General features: G+C 36.9%; 22 protein-coding genes. 11 read left to right on the forward strand and 11 right to left on the reverse strand.

Going from position 1 to position 24,191, the window contains the following annotated elements; all coding sequences use genetic code 11:
- Window position 1 precedes the first annotated feature (1 nt).
- The 10 genes from SAQUA_RS15380 (at window position 2) to SAQUA_RS15425 (ending at window position 10,711) form a co-directional block, all read left to right on the forward strand.
- Complete coding sequence (locus SAQUA_RS15380) at window positions 2–1,000, forward strand: hypothetical protein (RefSeq protein WP_380680197.1); 999 nt, start codon at window positions 2–4, stop codon at window positions 998–1,000.
- A 1-nt stretch (window position 1,001) separates the two neighbouring features.
- Window positions 1,002–1,991 (forward strand): EpsG family protein, encoded by a 990-nt coding sequence (locus SAQUA_RS15385; RefSeq protein ID WP_380680200.1) that lies wholly within the window; start codon window positions 1,002–1,004, stop codon window positions 1,989–1,991.
- 15 nt (window positions 1,992–2,006) lie between these two features.
- Complete coding sequence (locus SAQUA_RS15390; protein ID WP_380680202.1) at window positions 2,007–3,221, forward strand: glycosyltransferase; 1,215 nt, start codon at window positions 2,007–2,009, stop codon at window positions 3,219–3,221.
- A 60-nt stretch (window positions 3,222–3,281) separates the two neighbouring features.
- Entirely contained in the window at window positions 3,282–4,529 is a 1,248-nt protein-coding gene (locus SAQUA_RS15395; protein ID WP_380680205.1) for an O-antigen translocase, read from the forward strand.
- Between the two features lie 544 nt (window positions 4,530–5,073).
- Window positions 5,074–6,108 carry a UDP-N-acetylglucosamine 4,6-dehydratase/5-epimerase gene (gene fnlA / locus SAQUA_RS15400; RefSeq protein ID WP_380680209.1) on the forward strand — a complete coding sequence of 345 codons (1,035 nt, stop codon included), beginning with the start codon at window positions 5,074–5,076 and terminating at the stop codon, window positions 6,106–6,108.
- 1 nt (window position 6,109) lies between these two features.
- On the forward strand, window positions 6,110–7,213 hold the full coding sequence (locus SAQUA_RS15405; RefSeq protein ID WP_380680212.1) for a capsular polysaccharide biosynthesis protein CapF: 1,104 nt from the start codon (window positions 6,110–6,112) through the stop codon (window positions 7,211–7,213).
- The gene (wecB, locus tag SAQUA_RS15410; protein WP_380680215.1) at window positions 7,213–8,343 is read left to right on the forward strand and encodes a non-hydrolyzing UDP-N-acetylglucosamine 2-epimerase; all 1,131 of its coding nucleotides are present in this window, start codon (window positions 7,213–7,215) and stop codon (window positions 8,341–8,343) included. Before SAQUA_RS15405 ends, wecB begins: the two co-directional genes overlap by 1 nt.
- Window positions 8,344–9,561, forward strand: a complete 1,218-nt coding sequence (locus tag SAQUA_RS15415; RefSeq protein WP_380680218.1) for a glycosyltransferase family 4 protein — start codon at window positions 8,344–8,346, stop codon at window positions 9,559–9,561.
- Window positions 9,562–9,808: 247 nt separating this feature from the next.
- A complete protein-coding gene (locus tag SAQUA_RS15420) occupies window positions 9,809–10,213 on the forward strand; it encodes a WbuC family cupin fold metalloprotein (protein WP_380680221.1) in 405 nt (134 codons plus the stop codon).
- A 393-nt stretch (window positions 10,214–10,606) separates the two neighbouring features.
- Entirely contained in the window at window positions 10,607–10,711 is a 105-nt protein-coding gene (locus tag SAQUA_RS15425; RefSeq protein ID WP_404413216.1) for an IS66 family transposase zinc-finger binding domain-containing protein, read from the forward strand.
- A 265-nt stretch (window positions 10,712–10,976) separates the two neighbouring features.
- Here the strand turns inward: SAQUA_RS15425 and galE are convergent, their stop codons facing one another.
- A complete protein-coding gene (gene galE, locus SAQUA_RS15430) occupies window positions 10,977–11,993 on the reverse strand; it encodes a UDP-glucose 4-epimerase GalE (RefSeq protein WP_380680224.1) in 1,017 nt (338 codons plus the stop codon).
- Window positions 11,994–12,180: 187 nt separating this feature from the next.
- On the opposite strand from galE, the gene SAQUA_RS15435 reads away from it, so the two are divergent.
- Window positions 12,181–13,674: a hypothetical protein gene (locus tag SAQUA_RS15435; protein WP_380680227.1), complete on the forward strand. Its 1,494-nt coding sequence runs from the start codon at window positions 12,181–12,183 to the stop codon at window positions 13,672–13,674.
- A gap of 19 nt (window positions 13,675–13,693) precedes the next feature.
- Here the strand turns inward: SAQUA_RS15435 and SAQUA_RS15440 are convergent, their stop codons facing one another.
- From SAQUA_RS15440 to SAQUA_RS15485, 10 genes are all read right to left on the reverse strand, one after another.
- Window positions 13,694–14,908 carry a hypothetical protein gene (locus tag SAQUA_RS15440; protein WP_380680230.1) on the reverse strand — a complete coding sequence of 405 codons (1,215 nt, stop codon included), beginning with the start codon at window positions 14,906–14,908 and terminating at the stop codon, window positions 13,694–13,696.
- Between the two features lie 31 nt (window positions 14,909–14,939).
- On the reverse strand, window positions 14,940–16,007 hold the full coding sequence (locus SAQUA_RS15445) for an acyltransferase family protein (RefSeq protein ID WP_380680233.1): 1,068 nt from the start codon (window positions 16,005–16,007) through the stop codon (window positions 14,940–14,942).
- 175 nt (window positions 16,008–16,182) lie between these two features.
- Window positions 16,183–16,482, reverse strand: coding sequence for a transposase (locus tag SAQUA_RS15450; protein WP_380680236.1), 300 nt, complete (start codon window positions 16,480–16,482; stop codon window positions 16,183–16,185).
- A 632-nt stretch (window positions 16,483–17,114) separates the two neighbouring features.
- Window positions 17,115–18,005 carry a rhamnosyltransferase gene (locus tag SAQUA_RS15455; protein WP_380680239.1) on the reverse strand — a complete coding sequence of 297 codons (891 nt, stop codon included), beginning with the start codon at window positions 18,003–18,005 and terminating at the stop codon, window positions 17,115–17,117.
- Between the two features lie 26 nt (window positions 18,006–18,031).
- The gene (locus SAQUA_RS15460) at window positions 18,032–18,886 is read right to left on the reverse strand and encodes a glycosyltransferase family 2 protein (protein ID WP_380680242.1); all 855 of its coding nucleotides are present in this window, start codon (window positions 18,884–18,886) and stop codon (window positions 18,032–18,034) included.
- 473 nt (window positions 18,887–19,359) lie between these two features.
- Window positions 19,360–20,217 (reverse strand): dTDP-4-dehydrorhamnose reductase, encoded by an 858-nt coding sequence (rfbD, locus tag SAQUA_RS15465; RefSeq protein ID WP_380680245.1) that lies wholly within the window; start codon window positions 20,215–20,217, stop codon window positions 19,360–19,362.
- Complete coding sequence (rfbC, locus tag SAQUA_RS15470) at window positions 20,214–20,750, reverse strand: dTDP-4-dehydrorhamnose 3,5-epimerase (RefSeq protein WP_380680248.1); 537 nt, start codon at window positions 20,748–20,750, stop codon at window positions 20,214–20,216. The genes rfbD and rfbC overlap by 4 nt, the downstream gene beginning before the upstream one ends.
- 1 nt (window position 20,751) lies before the next feature.
- Complete coding sequence (gene rfbA / locus SAQUA_RS15475) at window positions 20,752–21,621, reverse strand: glucose-1-phosphate thymidylyltransferase RfbA (RefSeq protein WP_380680251.1); 870 nt, start codon at window positions 21,619–21,621, stop codon at window positions 20,752–20,754.
- Between the two features lie 20 nt (window positions 21,622–21,641).
- Window positions 21,642–22,706 carry a dTDP-glucose 4,6-dehydratase gene (gene rffG / locus SAQUA_RS15480; RefSeq protein ID WP_380680254.1) on the reverse strand — a complete coding sequence of 355 codons (1,065 nt, stop codon included), beginning with the start codon at window positions 22,704–22,706 and terminating at the stop codon, window positions 21,642–21,644.
- An 87-nt stretch (window positions 22,707–22,793) separates the two neighbouring features.
- Entirely contained in the window at window positions 22,794–24,191 is a 1,398-nt protein-coding gene (locus SAQUA_RS15485; RefSeq protein ID WP_380680257.1) for an oligosaccharide flippase family protein, read from the reverse strand.

A 24,191-nucleotide genomic window follows, 5' to 3' on the forward strand; every position in this document is an offset into this window, starting at 1 on the left:
CGTGGAAAGTAAAGAATTCAATATACCCGTTGTTTTATTTATATTTAAAAGACTCGATAGTGTTATTGAAATATTAAAAGTATTAGAGAAAATAAAACCAAAAAAAATATATTTACTATCTGACGGAGGAAGAAATAGTGAAGAAGTCACTCTAGTTAAAAGTATCAGAGAAAAAATTGAATTAGCGATCACATGGCCATGTGAGGTCATTAAGAGATACCAAGCTAACAATGTAGGTGTGTATAATAATATAGCTGGAGGAGCAAAATGGGTATTTGAAAGAGAAGAGCATGCTATTTTCTTAGAAGATGATAATTTACCTGAGCTCACCTTTTTCCCATATTGTGAAGATTTATTAAATAAATATAATGATGATTCTAGAGTTCTTTGGATATGTGGTAGTAATTATTTAGAAGAGTGTACACCTGAAAACAATACGAGCTATTTTTTCAGCAAAAATATGCTTCCGTGTGGCTGGGCATCTTGGGGATGGAAGTTTAATAAGTTTTATGATGGTGACCTACAGTTATGGGAAAGTGAGTATATTAAAAAAAGGTTGAAACAAGAATATAACTTCAAAAAATTATATTATCAGGACATATACAACATTGAGTACGAGCTTGATTATAAAAAATTGCATGGTCGATTTTATTCATGGGATTATCAGATGTCATTCTCCCTACGCGCTCACAACTTATACTCCATAGTGCCAAAGTATAATCAGATTAAAAATATAGGCGTAGATACAGATTCAACTCATGGTGGTACTTCATTGTCGAATGTCATGGTGCAACGTTTTTGTGAAAGAAAAACAAAGATACTGTCATTTCCGTTAATACACCCGAACACTTTATTAATGGATATTACCTTGGATAGAAAAATTGCAAAAATAATATTAGACCCCAGCTTTTTTTCCATTAGATCTATCATCAGTCGCTATTTAAAAAACAAGTTTAATTTAAATAAAACTCTTAGCATCAAAAATATTTTTAAGAAATAAAATGAATAAAGCTAAAGCCATTCATCTTGCTGACTTTTTAGTTTTTTTATATTTTTTTATTATCGCCTTGGTACTTTACGGTGGCAATTATTGGAATGGGGACAGAGATGCATATGAATTATACTATCAACGGGATAGTATAGCACCATGGGGTATTGAGCTGCTTTATGGCTACCTCAATATATTCTTCCATAGCATGGGGGTGCCGTTTCAAACTTTTCAAGTTATTGTCGCTTTCTTTACTATATTCCTAACAAGTATATACTTAAAAAAGGTATCATTGTATTTTAGTATCTCTTTTTTTGCTTACTTTTTATTAATGTTTCCTTTAGATTATGTTCTCATGAGAACAAGTCTAGCATACGCAATTGTATTAAATGCTTTTCTTTTACTTTATGACAATAAAAAAATTCAATTCAGTATATTAATAGTCATAGCAACGTTGATCCATCAATCAGCTTTTATATTTTTAATTTTTGTAGTCAATAACAAGAACCATGAAAACATTAAAGTGTGCAAATATACTTTTTACGCTACTTTTTTAATAATAATTTCGCAACTATTAACTCATTATGGACTTCTTGCTGAGAAGATAGTAAATCATTTTTCCTACTATCAAACCACATGGAAAACCATTGTAGGAAGTCTTTTTTTTCATATACTATCTGTATACCTGATTGTTTTTGATGAGAAAAATCGGTCTAACCAAGTTAAATACCAGAAATTCATTAGAAATATAAATATAATATCTTTACTCTTACTGTGTTTGTACTTTCAGGCAGATATATTTGTTAGAGTATTCAGGCTTTTAGTTTTTATTAATATAGTATACTTGCTACAGAGCATTTGCATCACGAAGAAGTCGACCTATTATGGCTCTTTCTATATTTTATTTTTCTCAGTGTACTTGTTCTATTATTATATTTATCTCACGCTAGGATACTCTTTAATACCATTGTTTAATTTTAATTTTTTAACAATGATTGGATAATACAAAGGATAAGAAGTGAACATTATTTTTCTTGGCGGAATTTATACTCCATCAATTCAAGAAGTCATTCAGAAAAAATCCATAGGCCCAATACAAAATGCAGCAGATGCATTACAAAAAAACTACTTGCGTGGGTTTTCTGAGATAGATGAAATAGAAGAGATTAGAGTAATAAATCTTCCTTATATTGGAAGTTATCCATCTCTTTTTAAAGATAAATATTTCACTCCCGAGATAAAAGAAGAGTTTTTATATAGCCGCGTTGCTGTATTTAATTACGGCTTTAATAATATAAAAGCAATAAAAAGCATCGCCAGATTCTGGCGATCATTTAAAGAAATAAGAAAAATAACTCATGATAATAAAGACTATCATATAGTCTGTTACTCAATGCATCTGCCATTTTTGTTAAGCTGCTTTTTAAATAAATTACGTTCTGATAAGTGCAAATATTATATTATAGTTCCAGATCTTCCAGAGTTTATGAGTGTTAGACACGGACTTAATAAGAAACTTTATACACTGCTAAGCAAACTCTCATATTATATTGTCAACAGGTCTAACGGAATTTCCGTTATAACAAAAGAAATGTCGGAGCGTTTTGACACTTCAGTTGGAACTACAATAATTGAGGGTATCGTATCTGAACCACCTAAACTTGAAAATCGCGTTTGCCCCTCTCCTAACCAGAGTGAGCTTGGCGATTACTTTTTATATACTGGTACACTAGACTCTAGGTACGGGATAAGAGATTTAATAAATGCGTATAATCAGTCTAAAATATCAAATAATACCAAACTTGTAATTTGCGGTGATGGTGACGATCGCGAGTATGTTGAAATTGAACAAAGAAAAAATCCACAGATAGTTTACCTTGGTCAAATAACAAGGGAAGATGCTCAATTATTACAAAAAAAAGCAAAATTGCTGATTAACCCAAGAAATAACGAAGGTGAATTTACCAAATTTTCTTTCCCTTCAAAAATTATAGAGTACATGTCATCGGGGACTCCTGTGTTAATGTATAAGTTAGATGGCATACCTGACTCTTATGATAGATATTACTTTGAAATAACTTCCCAAGCTGACTTCCCTCTAATTTTAAAAAATATTTCAGAAAAAGATCCTGAAGAATTAGTGTCAATGGGGAAAATAGCACGTGAGTTCATTTTTGAAAATACAACCCCCAAACAGCAAGTCTTGAAATTTTACTCATTAATGAAAAAATAACCCCATCGTAATCTAAATATTAATAACCAGATTGACTCTAATGGTTAAGTGGGATGAAAATTGAAAATAACAAAGGTTGTATTTTTAACCTCAGCATCTACAGTAGTAAAATTGTTATCAAGTGTAGTGATTAATAAATTTGTTTCCTTATTCATTGGACCTAGTGGGTTAGCCGTAATCGGTCACTTCCAAAATATATCTGGAATTATTCAAACTTTCGCTATCGCGGGGTTAACTAATGGTGTCGTAAAATACACCGCAGATACTCAATCACGAAACTCATTATGGAGTACGGCGCTTAAAGTAACCATAATAATGTCTTTGTTGTGTGGATGCGTATTGGTTGTTTTTTCATCTCAGCTAGCGAGTTATTTTCTTGAAGATAACAAATACAGATATGTTTTCATATTATACGGTTTTACAGTTACACTTTTCTCCGTAAATCAGCTGTTGCTTGCAATATTAAGCGGCTTGAAAAGAATTAATTTATATATAAAAATCAATATTATTCAAAGTTTATACAGCTTGATATTTACCGCTATACTAGTTTATCTTTTTCGGTTGGATGGTGCATTGATAGCAATGGTAACAAACCAGTCTGTTATCTTATTCGTGTTATTTTGGTTCTTAAGAAACGATAAAGAGATAATTTTAACTTATTTCTTCTCTCGATTTGACTATCAGTGCCTTAAAAAACTGCTCAGATACACTCTGATGAGCATCATATCTGTCATTAGTCTTCCTATATCAGCCATTACGATAAGAAATTATGTAGGCAACCATCTATCTTGGGACTACGCTGGCTATTGGCAAGCTGTAAACTATATATCTTCAATGTATCTTCTAGTGATTACAACCGTCCTATCGGTATATTACTTACCGAGATTATCTGAGATTAAAAACAAAAATGCTTTAATTAAAGAAATGATTAACAATTCGATAGTACTTTTACCGCTGACAATTTTAGGGGCAGCATTTATTTATTTAATAAAAGACTGGATAGTGCTAATTCTGTTCAGTAAAGATTTTAGTAATATGTTGATTTTATTCAAGTATCAGTTGATTGGGGATGTAATAAAAATATCAGCATGTTTGTTAAGTTACCTTATGTTAGCAAAGGCAATTACAAAAACATTTATTTTCACAGAAGTTTTATCTGCATTGAGTTTAACTTTCCTATCAATATTTTCGTTGAAATACTACGGCTTTGTTGGATTGTCCTATGCTTATCTAGCAAATAATTTATTATACTTAGTAATAATGATAGTAGTTAATATCTGGTACTTTAAATATAATAAAGATATATAATGAGTTGCGTTATTTATTTACTTTATGCTCTATATAATTCGAGTTGCCTGACAAAAACGCAATACGTTTTTCAACAACATTTAGGCTGGCACTAGAAAGGCAAGACCAAAGCTTGTGCTGAACAACGCGCGCATAGCCTACTATAAGACTGATGCAAAATGATGTATCCACTCATACTACTTATAAGCATCACGAGTTTATACAAATTTATAAAACAGACAAGTTGTCATTAAAGATGCTTGATTCACCTACATTTTAAAGATCATGTTTTTATGATAGGGAGGCGTTTATCGCCCTTCAATAAAAATTTAACTACTCTGCATCCTTTAAACCCTCTACATTTTTTCGAAAGTTGATGAGAAAACATTTCAAAAAAAGGGTTCAGTTTATAACTTTTAAAACAATAGTGGTCGCTGCAACTGGCTTTTTTATAGCTGTAACAATACGATTAAGGTGACAATAACCTAATTTCTCAAGGTTATTTTTCGCATGTAAGTCTTGACTTAATTTATATTTTCTAAAAATTATTATTGAGGTATTCATAATGTTTAAAAACAAAATTCTTCTTATCACTGGTGGTACCGGTTCTTTCGGCAATGCTGTATTACGCCGTTTTCTTGATACTGATATCGGAGAAATACGTATATTCAGCCGTGATGAAAAGAAACAAGATGACATGCGGAAAAAATATAACAATCCAAAACTTAAATTCTATATTGGTGATGTCCGTGATTATTCCAGTATATTAAATGCCTCGCGTGGCGTTGACTTTATCTATCACGCAGCTGCACTAAAGCAGGTTCCATCATGTGAATTCCATCCAATGGAAGCAGTGAAAACAAACGTTCTTGGAACTGAGAATGTGCTTGAGGCTGCGGTTACTAATGAAGTGAAACGTATTGTTTGTTTGAGTACAGATAAAGCTGTTTACCCTATTAATGCTATGGGTATATCAAAAGCAATGATGGAGAAAGTTATTGTAGCTAAATCCAGAAATGTGAATAGAGATAAAACGGTTATTTGCGCAACTCGATACGGAAATGTAATGGCATCACGTGGTTCTGTAATTCCTTTGTTTATCGATCTGATAAAGGCTGGTCAACCTTTGACTATTACCGATCCTAACATGACTCGTTTTATGATGACTCTTGACGATGCAGTGGATCTGGTTCTTTATGCTTTTGAGCACGGTAATAACGGTGATATCTTTGTTCAGAAAGCACCAGCTGCAACTATTGAGACGCTTTGTATTGCGTTAAAGCAACTTCTGAATGTTCCGGATCATCAGATCAATATAATAGGTACTCGCCATGGCGAAAAATTATATGAAGCGTTACTAAGCCGTGAAGAGATGGTTGCAGCTGAAGATATGGGAGAGTACTTCCGTGTGCCGCCAGATTTGAGGGATCTGAACTATGGAAAATATGTCGAGCAAGGTGATAAACGTATTACTGAAGTTGAAGATTATAACTCACACAATACAGAGCGTTTAAATGTTGAATCGATGAAGGCTCTGTTGCTCAAGTTGCCATTTATTCGGGCAATGGCCGCAGGAGAAGAATACGAGCTGGATATATAATATGAAAATTTTAGTGACCGGAGCTAAAGGCTTCATCGGTAAAAACTTATGCATACGGCTTAAAGAGGCTGGTTTTAGTAATCTTATCAAGATCGACAGGCACTCTTCTGAGCAAGAACTGACATCTGGCCTACAAGAGGCCGATTTTGTTTTTCATCTTGCAGGTATAAACCGCCCTGAAAATATTGAAGAATTCTCTGAGGGAAATGCTGATTTAACTCAAAAGATCGTAAAGACTCTCGAGTTAAAAAATAAACGTACCCCTATTATGCTCAGCTCATCTACGCAGGCTACCAAAGAAAATGCATATGGCATGAGTAAAGCATCTGCAGAGAAATATGTCGAGAACTATGGTAAACAGACTGGTTCCGATTACTTTATTTACAGGTTCCCTAACGTTTTTGGCAAATGGTGTCGTCCTGATTACAACTCATTCGTTGCCACATTCTGTCACAATATTGCTAACGGCATTGATATTAATATTAATGACCCATCTGCATGCGTTACATTGATTTATATTGATGATCTTTGTAATGAGATGTTGGCCATACTGAAAGCAGAGAGAGTATCTGGGTATTTACAGGTATTACCTGAATATTCAGTAACGGTGGGGGAAGTTGCTAATCTTCTGTATACATTTAGAGATAGCCGCACGACACTGGTTACAGAAGAAGTCGGAACAGGTTTTACTCGGGCACTTTATTCCACATGGTTAAGTTACCTGAAACCTGAGCAGTTTAGTTATACCGTTCCTTCTTATGCTGACGCTCGCGGTGTTTTTTGCGAAATGCTAAAAACAAAATCAGCTGGTCAATTTTCATTTTTCACAGCATATCCTGGTATTACTCGGGGTGGACATTATCATCATACCAAGAATGAGAAATTTTTAGTAATCAAGGGTCATGCGATTTTTAAATTTGAACATATTGTTACACATGAAAAATATGAGCTAACTGTCTCTTCGGATTCTTATCAGATTGTAGAGACTGTTCCTGGTTGGACGCATGATGTTACAAACATTGGTGATGACGAGCTGATCGTTATGCTTTGGGCAAACGAAATTTTTGATCGTGATGCTCCAGACACTGTATCGAGACCATTATAATGAAAAAATTGAAAGTGATGTCAATCGTAGGTACACGCCCTGAGATAATTCGTCTATCTCGCGTACTAGCCAAGTTAGATTTACACTGTGAGCATATTTTAGTTCACACTGGGCAGAACTACGACTTTGAACTTAATGAAGTATTCTTTAATGATCTTGGAGTTCGTAAGCCTGACTACTTTCTGAATGCTGCAGGTAAAACTGCCGCAACGACGATCGGTCAGATAATCATGAATGTTGATGAAGTTTTGGAGTCAGTAAAGCCTGAAGCAGTATTAGTGCTTGGCGATACCAACTCCTGCATTTCCGCTTTACCAGCCAAACGTCGAAAAATTCCTATTTTTCATATGGAAGCTGGCAATCGTTGTTTTGATATGCGTGTTCCAGAAGAGATAAATCGTCGTATTGTTGATCATACTGCAGATATTAATTTAACCTATAGTGATATTGCTCGTGAATATTTACTGGCAGAGGGTTTACCTCCCGATCGTGTGATTAAGACGGGTAGCCCAATGTTCGAGGTATTGACGCATTATATGCCAGAGATTGATAAGTCTGACGTACTGGCTCGATTAAATCTTAACGCAAATAATTATTTTGTTGTTAGTGCACACCGTGAAGAAAACGTTGATTCGCCAAAACAGTTAGTAAAATTAGCGGGAATATTAAATACTATTGCAGAAAAATATAATCTCCCAATCATAGTATCAACTCACCCTCGTACCCGTAATCGAATTGATGAGAAGGGAGTTTCATTCCATCCCAATATTCAATTACTTAAACCACTCGGTTTTCATGATTACAACCACCTGCAAAAGCATGCGCGTGCTGTACTCTCGGATAGTGGAACTATTACCGAAGAGTCTTCGATCATGAACTTCCCAGCCCTTAATATTCGCGAAGCACATGAAAGACCAGAGGGTTTTGAAGAGGCTTCAGTAATGATGGTTGGTTTGGAAGTTGAGCGAGTCCTTCAGGCGCTGTCTATTTTAGAAACACAACCACGCGGTGATGAGCGTTTATTACGCCAAGTTTATGATTATAGTATGCCAAATGTATCAGATAAGATGGTTAGGATTATTCATTCCTATACCGATTATGTTAAGCGAGTGGTTTGGAAACTGTATTAAATGAAACTAGTTTTGATAATTGATGACTATTTGCCCAAAAGTACTCGAGTTGGTGCAAAAATGTTTCACGAGTTGGCGCTTGAGTTAAACTCCCAGTGTCACTGTGTAACAGTAATTACGCCCTGTTGTGAACAGGATCAGGATTTAGTTATCGAAAATTTTTCTAATGTTACAGTATGGTATTTTAAAAGTGGCCCAATAAAAAATGTTAGTAAGTTCCAGCGCGTAGTAAATGAAACACTATTGTCATTCAAGGCGTGGAAGGCCATAAATTCGCATATTTATCATGATTCGTTTGATGGGATAATTTATTACTCGCCCTCTATTTTTTGGGGGAATCTGATTAAGCGAATAAAAAAACGTTGCCGCTGCCCGAGTTACTTGGTGCTGAGAGATTTCTTTCCGCAATGGGTTATCGATGCAGGCATACTTAAAGATGGCTGTTTAATTGAGAAATACTTTAGATTTTTCGAGCGTATCACCTATGAGCAGGCCAATTATATTGGCCTGATGTCAGAAAAAAATCTCGAACTGTTTAAAAGTAAAAACCAGCATTATCCATGCGAAGTTTTACACAACTGGACAAACATTTCTTCATTCTTTAGTCAACATGTTGATTATACTTCTATCCGAGAACGTCTAGGCCTCCAAGATAAAATTATTTTTTTCTATGGTGGCAACGTCGGTCATGCTCAAGATATGGCCAACCTAATGCGTTTAGCAAGGAATATGCAGCATCATCAAAATGCTCATTTTCTTTTTATTGGCCAAGGTGATGAAGTTGTATTGATCAATTCATTGGCGACTGAGTGGGGATTGAAAAACTTCTCCTATTTACCATCAGTTATGCAAGATGAATTTAAGTTCATTCTTACAGAAATTGATATTGGGCTGTTTTCTTTATCTGCACAGCATACTACACACAATTTCCCTGGTAAGTTACTGGGTTATATGGTGGAATCTTTACCTATTCTTGGCAGTGTAAATTCAGGGAATGATTTACAAGATCTAGTAAATACTAACGGTGCTGGCTTCGTACATTTAAATGGCGAAGATCAGCAACTATTTTTATCTGCTGAGAAACTATATTTTGATAAATGTTTACGTCAGAAAATGGGAGCTAATGCCAAGCAACTGATGATTGAAAAATTTTCAGTTAAATCTGCCGTACAGCTTATAACCGATCGTTTGAAGGAGTTTCGGGGTAAGACTGATTAATACTTAATCGCATAGATAATTATGTAGAATAGTTGAAAAATCTGCCGGAAGGGGAATTTATAAGCAGGCGAAATAGATTCAAAGCCGCAAAACGGTAGCACTAGAGAGTTACAGAGATTTTATTTCCAGTATATTTGAGTACCGCGTTCAGCACTCCGGAGACACTCCCTCGAATGTGCCAAATCACTGAGTTTAGGCAGTTTTAAAAATGGTAAATCGATAACAAATTTAACCAATTGGAAAAAAAATGCGATTAATTGATAAAGATTTTATTAATGACCTTTATAGGCAAGCATTACTTTCAGAGCGTAAACGTTCACATTACCAACTGCATAATTCTCATGACGAAAAGGTTCAGCGTTTACTGATTGCTTTGGTGAAAGGGAGTTATGTTGAACCTCACTTTCATACACTTCAGCATCAATGGGAGATGTTTAGTGTAACAGAGGGCCGCATTAAAGTATGCATCTATAGTAAAACAGGTGAGATTGTAGATGAATTCTTTGCTGGTCCAGAGGACCATAGTGGACTTGTCGAGTTCTCTCCAAATGAGATCCACAGTGTCGAGTGTGTTTCAGATAAAGCTTTAATGCTTGAAATCAAGGAGGGACCTTTTGACCCTAATTTTGCTAAATCCTTTCCAGAATGGTAACCAGGCTGGTTGCTGGCTAACCCTGTGCGCAGGAATACAGCTGAAAGTATGGCAACGCTGGGGTGTATCCCGTAATTATTTTTTGTATAATTAAGTATCGTTACAGCGGCGAAAAATCCACTTTAAGCTCTGATGATAATTTGCAAAACGCGCGAAGTTGAAGCTTTTTTGCATTTTTAAAGATATTTTCAGCGCCTCCCTAAATATGCAGAGAAGTTAAGGGGCACAGCCTGGTAATATTTTGCGAGAGCTTGTGCCAATAATTAAGGTTCAACTCGTGTTGATGGCCATTGTGCCGTTTGCTTAATCCGCTATGCTGCCAGGCTTCGTGTTATCTTACCTAGCAATAGTGGACACACCTTAGGCTTCATACGTGTTGAAATAAGTGAACGGCTGGAATATGTTCCGGCTCGCTTCATCGTTCATCGCCATGTCCGCCCACAGTTCAGTTGCACACACTGTGAAACGGTGGTCAGCGAAAACTACTGGCACAGTTGATTGAAAAATGTCTGCCGGTCCTGGGTTGCTGACGCAAGTGGTGTGTACCAAAAGCCTTGACCACCTGCCGCTCTACCGCGGTGTTAAATGTGGCAGGCATTTACGAAAATATTTTAGAAAACGGCCCCAAGATAGAAGCCGTATGCGTATAAAGGTTTGCGGATTGTTGCAGGTCCATAAACTAGATTAGAGTTGTAATCAAAAGACCGAAATTTGGTCAATCTTCTAACATGCCATGGATGCAAATCGCACCATCCCATCCAGATTATCTGCTATACCCTTGAGGATTATTTTTCTGCCAGTTCCAGGTATCACGCATCATAGCCTCAAGATCCCTCTCTGCATGCCAACCTAGCTTTTCTGCAGCAAGCGCCGGATTTGACCAGCATTCAGCAATATCGCCATCGCGACGAGGAACGATCTGGTAAGCAATTTCGCGCCCAGAGACTTTCTCAAAAGCATGCAGCATATCCAGGACCGAGTAGCCTTTACCTGTCCCCAGATTATAAACCGTGAAACCTTTTTGGTCGGTGATATGATCGATGGCTTTCAGGTGCCCTTCAGCCAGATCCATCACGTGAATGTAGTCACGAATGCCGGTACCATCTGGTGTTGGGTAGTCATTACCAAAAATTGATAACTTCTCCAGCTTACCAATGGCTACTTGTGAGATATACGGCAGCAGGTTGTTTGGAATGCCGTTCGGGTCTTCACCAATGCGGCCAGACTCATGTGCTCCCACTGGGTTGAAATAGCGCAACGCGGTAATTGAAAATTCAGGTTCGGCTTTGGCAAAATCTTGCAGGATCTGCTCAACCATCAGTTTGGAAGTGCCGTATGGGTTAGTGGTTCCTCCAACACAAGAACTTTCAACCAACGGTACCTGTTCAGGGGTGCCATAGACCGTTGCGGAAGAACTAAAGATAAACTGATGCACACCTGCACGGCGCATTTCATCCAGCAGCACCAGCGTACCGGTGACATTATTCTGGTAATACTCAAGCGGCTTACGGGTTGACTCCCCTACCGCTTTCAAGCCAGCGAAGTGGATCACTGCAGTGATCTTGTGGCTTTCGAAAATGCGGTTCAAGCACTCTGCATCTTGAACATCTCCCTGGTAGAAGATGGCCGCCTTGCCCACCAACTGTTCCACGCGGTGCAGTGACTCTTCAGAAGAGTTAGACAGATTGTCCAGCACCACAACATCTTCCCCACGTTCAAGCAGGGTAAGGACCGTATGAGAACCGATATAACCAGCACCGCCAGTGACTAAAATTGCCATTGTTACTCCCTAAAATGCGCGTGAAGCGCTAAGAATCATAAAGCAGCAATGCCCTATTCTACTCGTGAAGTAATGTTCTGTATTCAATATGATGATCTCGCAATGTATTTTTTTTAATTTTAAGTATCCTCACCATGTGTCAGACGCTACTCTTGATAGGAACACTATAGTGGACAGAAGAAATTTAGTGAAAAAGTTAGTCTTAGCGGCAGGAGGAGTAATTGCTGGAGGCAGTACCTTGTCAGCAGGCTCAGAAGTAAAAAATATTGATACCAAAGATTGGCGTAATACTGTTAGCGTTCTTGAGTTTGGTACAAGTGAGGATGCGAGCGCTACTTTTTACAAAGCAATTTTATACCTAAATAAGAATGGAGGAGGGAATATTCATATACCCAATGGAGACTACAAATTTACTAGATCAGTGAAAACACGCATAGGGTGTAAAATATCAATATACACATCATCAAATGCTATTATGAGGATGGAAATAGATGATGACATGTTTAATATCGAGGGCTCTGAAAATGCAGCTTTGAGATTTTTTGGAAATGGAGAGTTTATCTATGATGGGCCAATAACGGATAAAGCAGCTTGTATCAGATTTATATCACTGAAAAATAATGGAAGTTATGCAAGCAGTTCTTTCGAGTTTAATGGCAGGATGAGAATCAGGAAAGGAAAAAATGAATGGCGTTATGGATTGCATCTCACAGATGTACGGGATGCTGTTCTTGTAGGAACCCAGTTTGATGGAATGAACAGGGAAGGAAGGCCAAGTCAGCAGATTGGTGTTTCTATAAACTCAAAATATAGTGCTTCCGTATCATGGGTAATAAGTGAACTTCAGATAAATGATGTGGATACAGCTTTTGATATCAATTCAAATTCAACGCCTGGCATTGAAGGACTAAAATTTTTCAATTGTGACATGGGAGGTGTCAAAAATGGCATCGTATTTAATAACTCAGAGGTTTACGTCCCTCCTCAAATTGAGATATTTGGTTGCCATATTAACGGCTATGGTAAACTAATTTCCATAAACAGGGCAATCAGCATACACATTATTGGGGGATTGTTCTATAAAAAAGGGAATGATGGGTGCTTTATAGAACTCAATAGTGTGAGTGATGTTTCTATAACTGGCATTTCATTAGCGCTAATAGGAATTAAATCTGATGTTCCTGGTATAATTATATCAGGAAACCTCCAATCACCATCTGGGCTAATTCGTATTTCAGATTGTAATTTTTGGGGGAGTGGTAAGAAAAGTCCATTCATAAAGTTAAATGGTAACATATACAACTTAACTTTATCGAACTCAACAAAGGATACTAAAGGCAAATGGATTGATATTAGCAATCTGAATTCATGGAAAGAGACTGTATCCATTGAGGCTAACACAATCAGATTAACTAAGATGGATATTGATGAATTATGGGGAGAAGTTAATAATAACAAAAATGGAATTATAGACCTACGAAACTCGATCCCTGGCATAGTTTATATACAAAATGAAGAAATCATGGACTTTATTGGAGCGCGAATTAATTTTGAATATAAAATAATTGCCAAAAAAAACATAATCATAAAATCACATAGTAAGATAATTGCCCCTGACGTTCTGCCTGGGGCGAAAATGATAACTATGCTATATGATGGCGAGAATTACTTTGTGAAATAGTACATTAAAGCTAATTTTACTAAGTTTTATTTCTTAACATTTTCATAGCGTCCGGGATTGTAAATAGAAACAAGAACGCAACCCCGCCAGTAGACGATATTATAACGGGGTTGAAAAAACCACCAGATATCCACATAGTAATAAGCAACGCAAATGTAAAAAACTCCTTAATAGTTAAACCTTTAACTTGGGAAAGAAGTGTTCCTATGATAATTAACAGTAAAGATGTTGCCCCCACAACACCCATTTGCATGTAAAGAGCTTGTATTTGTAGTTCATAAGAATATCTGGCAACATCACTCCTTATAAGCCTTGGAGTAAAATAACCAATACCGTTACCAAAAAAAGGAGCATTATTAAATGCCGATACGATTGCACTTTTCTGAACTTCCCTGAGACTATCAGATACAATTACACCGTTTGAAGCAAGTCTAAACTCAAAAATTTCTTGAACAGAAGGTAGAGATATTAAAAAAAAGGCGATTGAAGTCATTGCAACAAAAATTAAGATACTTTTCCGTTTTTTCAAATCTCCTACTATTGCAATGATAAATGACGCAAGGCTAATAATCCAGAGGAATCGAGACATACTGACAAGTATAGAATACATGAGTAAAAACAATATTATTGTATCAAGAACACCCGTTTTTCGTGAAATATATTCCTTCGTCTTGAGGAACATAGCTATTGGTAATAAATAGTCAGACATGAAAGTTATTCTACTAATCGATACTTCATCTGACTCCATTATCATTAATGATGTATCAAAGAATGCAGATATCGCTCTAACAACACTCGATACACCTAAACCACTGACAACCGAATATCCGAGAATTAATAACTTACAAAAACCCAAAAAAACAAGACAGTTAACTATTGTTTTAGTTATTAATGAAACTCTATTTTCCTTTTCTATCAATGAATAGCCAAGTGTCGCTATTATAAAGAACACTAAAATATCCTGAGCTTGACCATTTGTCTCATTAATATACCGTCCATTTGCTATCGTTATTAGAAGAAATATTAGTAATACTAATACTGGCAAAAACAATCCCCTAAAAAGACTTACAAATCCACGTCCATTCTTTGATAAGAGGGCAAGCACCAACACTATAAACAAGGATAAAAATTTAACATTTATACCGAATAAGCTCCCTGTTGGCAATATCACACATATTGAAATAAATACTTTTATGGTGATGTCTTGAAGTCTGGTTAATGAAATACTGAACATTTTTTAGCACCAATATATAGTAAAACAGAAATCATTTGCAACTCGCCTTTATTCTTTTGGTTATATTTCTTCCTATTGAAATACTCGGCTTTTCTACAACCACGTACAATAAAAATGCTATTGCAATAGATGCAATAATTGCAGGTAGCCGATAGCCAGTACTGTACTCAATTAAAAAAAGTGTGTTGAGCTCTCTAAACAAATGAATCACAGGATCATGCACAAGATACAGTGAGTAGCTAATGGAACCTAGGAAACACATTAATGTACTATTTATCCTTACAAATTTTGTAAGAATAGCAAAAGTGACTATTCCTATACTGTATGCGAAAGCGAAATTCTGCCAAGGTTCCTCTGCTTGAATGTCCCATGAATAAGAAAGATAGCTTGAAAGAAACGTAGTAACAATACAGAAAACAATCATTTTTATAATCTTTGATTTTACATATTCACTACCTTCCAGAAGAAAAAATCTCCAAGCACACCCTAAGAACATAAGTGATAATCCAAGTGGTACAGCAACTGGGAATTTCATATGAAGAAAAAATCTTGCTACAGAAACCAAAATAGACAACAGAGAGAAAAAGTAAAACGTCTTTATCATGCCCTTTTCATCCCAAAGAATATTTCTCCAAGCAAGAAAAATGCAAACGATATAAAATATTAACTCAATGAATAATGTCCAATAAACACCAATAATGTTTGGCTGACCAATTCCCATTTGAAACATCGTTAAATTTGATACTACTTCTTTAAATCCTGGAATTTTACCGTCAAAAATAAAATAGATTAAAACAGCAATAATCATGGATGCCCAATATGCAGGATATAACCTAAAAAACCTTGTTGTTATGAAAACCTTGTAACTCCCCGGACCTTTTTTGAATGAGAATGGAATTACAAATCCACTTATCAAGAAAAAAACAAAAACACCAACCTTGCCAATATTAATAAAAAAATGATTTATGGTTAAAAAAAAGTATGCATGAGAAAAGACAACTAATATAGCAGATAATCCTCTCAGTGAATCAATATAATTGAGTCTAGACTCTTTCTTACTCGTCACTATCGGGACAACATCGCTCTGAAAATTAGTCACTTAAAAGACTCTCCATTATTATTTACTCTTCACTTTACTAACATTAAACGTATACCGAGATAGCAACTTTATCAAGCAATATTGTTCTTAGAATAAGTTGCCCAATAGGATGTGTCCCTTAATTTAACAATCGCTTTAAAAATAACCGGACAGCGCCCAATTTTAACATGCCAAGCTAATTTTTGGCTGTTTTTTCCGAGCGGGTAGCGATACGGCGATTTTCTTTTAGCTTAACGAAGCAACGTTCAACGACGTTACGTTTTTTGTACAAGCGAGTATCGAGTTTTTGGCGTTTATCCTGACTGGCTTTTTTATTCGATTTAAAAGGGATAACGGCTTTTATCTCCTTAATTATCAGTGAATTACGCAATACCTGACTTGAGTATCCCTTATCAGCCAGCACCGCTTTAGGCCGCGATTTCAGGTGCCCACTTTGTCGGATGATCCCAACCCGGCCAAGCAACGAACACAGCACCTAAAATATGCCATTCATCACTTGCCTGTGCTCAAGATAAGGACGACCGGCCTTAGCAAGGCTTCGTTCAGGCGGCAACAAGGGAAAATCGTAACGAGCCACGTAAAAGACTTCTTTTGGTTAAAATAGGTGTTGGATTGTACAAAAAATAATTTCTGGACACAGCCTAGATTCAAGTGTTTTATTAATCAACCAAAAAATAACGAGCTAATGTACAGACAGACCAATTTTTGCTCTGTTAATTTTCGAGTTCATGACTGAATATCCATCGATTTTTTCCCAGCCAAGATTACTTCATAACTAATATTAGCAATCAGAATCATGCTACCGTATTCCCTACGTTTTGACTCACGGTCTTAATAAGTAAAACGAAATTTCCCATTTTGTTTAGCCTGCGCATATCCTAGTAGCCATTGATGTGTCGTTTGAAACATATAGACCATTTTAATTTTTAAAACTTTACAGCGCTTAAGAATGTCATTAATACGTTCACAAACAATCCTCGATGAAAACCTATAATGACGACCGATTTTTTCGAAAGTAACACATATCCCATAGAAGGAAAATTGATTCCCGAGAAAAAATACAAACAAACATTATAATTAGATTTTTGATAACCCCAAAAAATGGGTTCATTTATTTAAAATACCATCTCTAATTGCCTTAACCATAGTTTTAAAATAAGCAACTTTGTTATCTTGCGTTATAATCAGTATGAACTGATGAATGATATTGAACAGATTATCCCTTATTTTCATAGCTAACGGAACATGTCGCATACGGGAAAATAACAAGGCATTTCTTATTCTATAGTATCTCCGAAACGGCGAGTGAACAGGTACATTAAAACCGAATAAGTGGACCATCTTATCTCCTATAGCGTGAGACATCCTTGCAGAGGTAGCCACATATACTTTATAACCTTTAGCTATCGCTCTTAGGCACCACTCAGTATCTACATAGTCAATGAACAATTTCTCATCCATATACCCAACCTCATCAATGACGTTAATTGGAATAAGAGAGCCTGATGATATTATTAATGACACTTCGAATGGCTTACTTTCATACTGTGGGTTTATTTTTTTACGTAATCCGTATCTATTTAGCTTAATCAATTTATAGAAAAAACCATAGCGAGAATCGGTAAATACTGGTCCAATTGTGGCAATCTTTCCAACTCCAGACTCGCACACTTCAATGTAATCTGATAGTAATGAATCCACAAAAGAAATATCAATATCACTGTCCTGATCGAAAAAAATAATAAACTCCCCTCCTTTTTTGCGACAATAATCGATGCCAACATTTTGAGCCTTGGCAATACCAGCATTATCATTCAAGAGAATTACATGGCATACTAGTAACAATTTATTTGAGTCTTGCTCTGATAATGTTCCATTATCCACAATAATAGGCACAACGCCTTGTTTTTTAAGTTCAGTAACTAGTCTTGATAAATTTTCAATTTCGGGATTGTAAGAAACGATAACAGAAAAAACCTTTGATTTATCAATATTCATTTAAATACTCTCGAGCAGCAATATGTTTATTTTTTTAATAGCTTAGCATATAAAAACTTAGCAATCATACTAGGGCTTTTAGAAATAAAAAACCAATTAACTAAGCCACTTAATCTTAACTCACCTTTATCTAAGGCAATAATGTGTTCAATGATGACTGAGTTTACGTCCCCATAAATTGATTTATTTCTTTGGCACATATCAAATAAGGCATCGTTAAATGAGTAACTATTTGAAACTCTAGACTCATTTACTGCATGGTCATGATACATGACATATTTTATTTCAGGATATCTGATAAAGTTTCCGTATTTATAGGACAGCCTTAACCATGTATCCCAATCTTGTAACCTCCTAGCACGAGTGTCAAAACCACCGATGTCGCGTAAACGCTCTGTAAGTGTGAAGACTTGATTTGATGCTTCATTAGTAAATAACAAGTCCAAATGTGAAAAAACTTTTTCTTTTTTTCGTCTATAATGAACTGTTTCAGATTCTGGTGATCTATTTACAAAATTACAGGCTAAAAATGAGTATTCATTACTCCATCTAGTAACAAAAAAAGATATTCTATCTTTATAGAATACATCGTCATCGTCCAACCCCGTAATGAAATATCCACTGGCATGATTTATACCAAGATTTCTCGTCGCACATGCACCTTGATTTTTTTCATTCCTCAAATATACAACTCGACTATCTAGACAACTTAATTTTTCAGAAAACTCTTTTGTTCCGTCAGTTGAGGCATCGTCACAAATTAAAATCTCGATGTTCTCATAGTCTTGTTCCAGCACAGAATTCACTGCACGTTTCAGTTTTTCTAGTCTATTGTGTGTCGATATATAGATGCTAACTTTTAAAGAACTAATGCTAGGCATTATAAACACTCTCTATTTACACTATGTTTTCAGTTTAACAGTTGACATTAAAAATCGATGTGTCCAATAAAAATTTCAATGAAGGCACCTATGTAAACCAGGAAAGCCTAAGTTGGGCATCAAACTCAATCTATTAGATGTATCATCTAAACAGGGGTACGTAATGTTAGAGGAAGATATTTCTGCCGGACTAAATACATATTATTCATCTATAGAGTGTTAAGCTTTATGTCTATCGTGCAGGTCAAGATTTTGGGGGCAACAACGAACCAGGACTTTACTAGCTACTTTTCATACTCAAACTCTATGAAATTTTAAAGCGGCAAACACAACATTACTAGCCATTCATCAAACTTGAATTTCCTCATACCCACAGGATGTTAAATCATTTCAATATTTACCCAGTGAATTAGTTTCTTTGTGGTTTTTTAAAATGGCTAGGTGTATGAAATTACAAAAAAGGCATCAATATATTATTTTAACTTCAGTAGTACCTCTTCAAGAGCACTCTTCCAATTCGACATATCGATATTTTCAGAACGAATTTTTCCGCAATCAAGGACAGAATAACTAGGTCTTTTAGCAAGTGTAGGGTAATCACTTGAAATAATATTATTGACAATAGGTTTCTTTTCCAGAACTTCCCTCTCTAAAGCAACGTTAAAAATCACAGAGGCAAAGTCACTCCATGCTACTTCAGTATCTCCACAAAAATGGTAGACGCCACCCTGAGATTTTTTTTGGATTAAATCTATAATTGCCTGAGCTATGTCACCAGCATAAGTAGGGCAGCCACGTTGATCGGCTACAATAGCAAGCGTATCACGTTCCTTTGCCAGCCTTAGCATAGTCTTCACGAAATTATTGCCATACTCGCTGAATACCCAAGCAGTGCGAATAATTATTGCATCGGGTTGAACCTCAGCAACAGCGATCTCCCCGTCAAGTTTGGTCTTCCCATACACTCCTAACGGGTTAGTAGCATCTTCTTCTACGTATGGCTTGGTTGCATTACCATCAAATACGTAGTCAGTAGACACGTGAACCAAACGTGCACCTACTTCATTCGCGGCTAATGCCAAATTCTTTGGCCCAGTCTCATTAATCCGTGCAGCTAGTTCACGATCTGTTTCTGCTTTATCTACCGCAGTATATGCAGCAGCATTCACGATAACATTCGGTTTAAATTGTGTTACTGCCTGCTTCACTTTATCCAGGTCAGTAATATCAAGCACGTCTGAGTCTGTAGCCCAGATCTCCCAACCATCAGGCAATCGATCCTGAAAACAACTGCCCAACTGCCCTTTAGAACCCGTTAACAATACTTTCATTTTACCAACTCCTTGAAGAGCTTACCTACTTTATCTTTCTCTGAAAGTAACGGAGCATCAATAGGCCACTCAATGCCAACTTCTGGATCATTCCACAGTAAACAGCCCTCATGTACAGGGTTGTAATAATCAGTACACTTATATTCGAAGTCAGCAATATCGGAAAGTACAACGAAGCCATGAGCTAAACCGGGTGGGACCCAAAACTGAGTCTTATTTTCTTCAGAAAGTACTAGCCCCTCCCATGCTCCATAGGTCGGCGAATCTTGGCGAATATCAACAACGACATCAAAAACCTCACCACGCACTACGCGAACAAGTTTCCCTTGTGGGTTTACTTTTTGGAAGTGCAGTCCACGGAGCACGCCCTTGGCAGAGCGTGAATGATTGTCCTGAACAAAATCGAGATCAATATCCAGCATTTCCTGATAGCGCTTCTTTTCAAAAGTTTCGAGGAAGAACCCCCTTGCGTCACCAAAAACCTTTGGCTGAATGATTTTTACACCTTTAATTCTAGTATCAATTACCTGCATGTCACTTCACTCCAACCAAATGAGCAAGATATTGTCCATAAAGCGTTTTACTCAGCAACTTGGCTTCTTCTGCAACCTGTTCGCGAGACAGCCAACCTTTGCGGAATGCAATTTCTTCAAGGCAAGCGACTTTGAAGCCCTGCCGTTTTTCAATGGTATGAATAAATTGTGAAGCTTCAACAAGACTATCGTGAGTACCGGTATCAAGCCATGCAAAACCACGGCCAAGTAACTCAACGCTTAATTTTCCTTCATCAAGATACATTTGGTTAAGAGTAGTAATCTCCAGCTCTCCGCGTTGCGACGGCTTTACTTGCTTAGCCATTTCTACTACCTGGTTGTCGTAAAAATATAAACCAGTCACAGCCCAGTTAGACTTGGGTTGAGCAGGTTTTTCTTCCAGAGAAAGTGCGCGGAAATTATCGTCAAACTCAACAACACCAAAACGTTCAGGATCCATCACTTGATAACCAAATACTGTTGCACCAACTTCACGCTCAACAACGTTTTCAAGTTTTTTACCAAAACTTTGGCCAAAATAAATATTATCGCCAAGAACAAGTGCGCAACGATCACCATTGATGAACTCCTCACCAATCAGGAAAGCTTGCGCAAGACCGTCTGGGCTTGGTTGGATTTCGTAACTCAACCTAATGCCAAACCGACTACCATCTCCTAATAATCGTTTGAAAGAGGGCATATCTTCAGGTGTGGAAATAATCAGAATATCACGGATACCAGCCAGCATAAGAACAGAGATCGGATAATAAACCATTGGCTTATCATAGATTGGTAGCAGCTGCTTCGATACTCCACGCGTAATTGGGTACAAACGTGTTCCTGAGCCACCCGCCAGTACAATACCTTTCATTTTAATTTCCTTATGTAATATTAACGGGTCAGACCTAAACGTTGCCCAGCATAGGAACCGTCTTTGACGCGGCTCCACCATGCTTCGTTAGACAAATACCATTCAACTGTTTTACGAATACCACTTTCAAAGGTTTCTTGTGGTTTCCAGCCTAGCTCATTATCAATCTTGGATGCATCGATTGCATAACGCATATCGTGGCCAGGTCGGTCGGTAACATAAGTTATTAAATCCTCATATTTACCAATACCTGCATGCTTACTAGGTACTAATTCGTCCAGCAAGCGGCAAATAGTTTGCACAACATCTATGTTTCTTCGCTCGTTATGTCCGCCTATGTTGTAGGTTTCACCTACTAGCCCCTCAGTCACAACTTTATATAGCGCTCGAGCATGATCTTCTACATATAGCCAGTCACGAATTTGCGCGCCATTTCCGTAAACCGGTAATGGTTTACCATCCAGTGCATTAAGAATGATCAGCGGGATCAATTTCTCTGGGAAATGATAAGGTCCATAGTTATTGGAACAGTTAGTTACTATGGTTGGGAAGCCATAAGTACGCAGCCATGCCCGAACTAGATGATCGCTAGAAGCCTTGGAGGCAGAATACGGGCTGCTTGGCGCATATGGTGTTGTTTCCGTGAACAAATCATCGGTACCATGCAGATCGCCATAGACCTCATCTGTAGAAATGTGGTGAAAACGGAATGCTGCTTTAGCTTCAGCCTCCAAGGTGTTCCAGTATTGCCGCGCTGCTTCTAAAAGTGTGTAAGTTCCTACAATATTGGTTTCAATAAATGCAGCAGGACCATCGATGGAGCGATCTACGTGACTTTCTGCAGCCAAATGCATCACCGCATCAGGCTTGAACTCACTGAAAATGCGATCAAGTTCATGGCGATTACAGATATCAGCATGTTCAAACTTAAAACGCGTATTATCTGCAATCGATTTAAGTGACTCCAGGTTCCCCGCATAGGTCAAGCTATCGACAACCATGACTTCATCCTGAGTATCGCTAATAATATGGCGCGCAACAGCCGAACCAATAAAACCGGCGCCACCGGTAACGATAATTTTCATTTTGCCCCTTCGTATGAATTAGTTTTTAAAAATAGTAAACAATTAAATTTAAATGTTTTGGAATCTGATTAGAATCACATATTTATTCTATCGTTTTAACTTAAGTCCTTTTAAATAGTGACGATTGCAGAATAGAAGTAAAATCAGTACGCCTCCCCAATAGAATTTTAGAAAAGCAAAATACCTATAGCCAAACATTGCCTCAGCAGAGGCTCCAGCAATACACAAGAGTGTAAAAAAGTATAATTCCAAGCGAGGTATTTTTTTCCAACAGAGTATCGACAATTCTGTGCGGAAAACTAAAAAAAACCAAAATGTAATGCATGTACTAACAGCTGCTCCGGCAGCACCAAAGCGTGGAACTAAAATATAGTTAAGAACAAAATTAACACTCAAAGCCAACAATGAAGCAATCATTGAAAAATATGTTTTTTTGCTGATACCAATGCCAACAACTGTTGTTTCAGAAAGAGTATAAAGCAATGGGTAACCAAGGCACGCTAATAAAATAAATTTAACATCGCTATAGCTTACAGGAATAAAAAAGTCCACTACCCAGGATAGTAATCCCGCAATACAAAACAAAGCAACCACGACCAACAATATATATTTTGATGCTTTTGTTACAAGCCCCAAGCTCTCTTCGTCATTATTAGCAAGCTTGTAGACCATTGGTGCCCAGAGTGTCGAGAAAATAGTTTGAATTATCGTTGCCGCACTGGCAAAACTGACTGCAACAGAAAAAACCGCCAGTTGTTCAAACGTAGATAGCGATCGCAAGAACATTCTATCCATCGCTGTGACTCCCCAGAAAGCTAAACTTCCTAGTATTAATGGGAAACCAAATCGGATCATTTCTTTCGATTTATGGTAATCAACACGCGATGAAATGGCTAAAAGCCAGTCTCTCTTTGTAATGAGCAACATAATAATCAGCGTTATTAAAAAACCAAAAAAATTCGCCCATAATAGTTGTTCAAAGGGATGACTTTCCCAAAAAAAATAAAAACATAATAGACTAACTAAAATAACAACTTTAGGAATCAATTGGCTTAGTGAAAACCCAACCCCTCTTCCCTCCATCCTTACTACTAAAGACAAAAACCGTAATATAAAATTAAAAAGAAGAATGAGCATTACTAAAAGCCCAATAGCAATACTATCCTTTTCAAAAAGTAATGAAGATATAAAACTTGGCTCCCAAGAAAATGCAAAGAGAGACAATAGCAACAACATGAGCCCTGGGATTATTGATATTTTAAGCAACTCACCTTTATTTTCACTCTCATGATATTGCCGAACGTATGCCTGATCAAGGCCCAACCCGAATAGAAGAACTGTAAATGATATTGCTACATTTAACATCCCAAACCGACCTACGTCCTCAGGAGAATATAGCCAGGTCATCACTGGCAACGTAATAAACCCCAAGGCAGCAGCACCTATCGGCCCCATTGCAAAAGAGAGAATAACCTTGAGCTTCAT

Source organism: Serratia aquatilis (genome assembly GCF_044865145.1).
Taxonomy (GTDB): domain Bacteria; phylum Pseudomonadota; class Gammaproteobacteria; order Enterobacterales; family Enterobacteriaceae; genus Chania; species Chania aquatilis.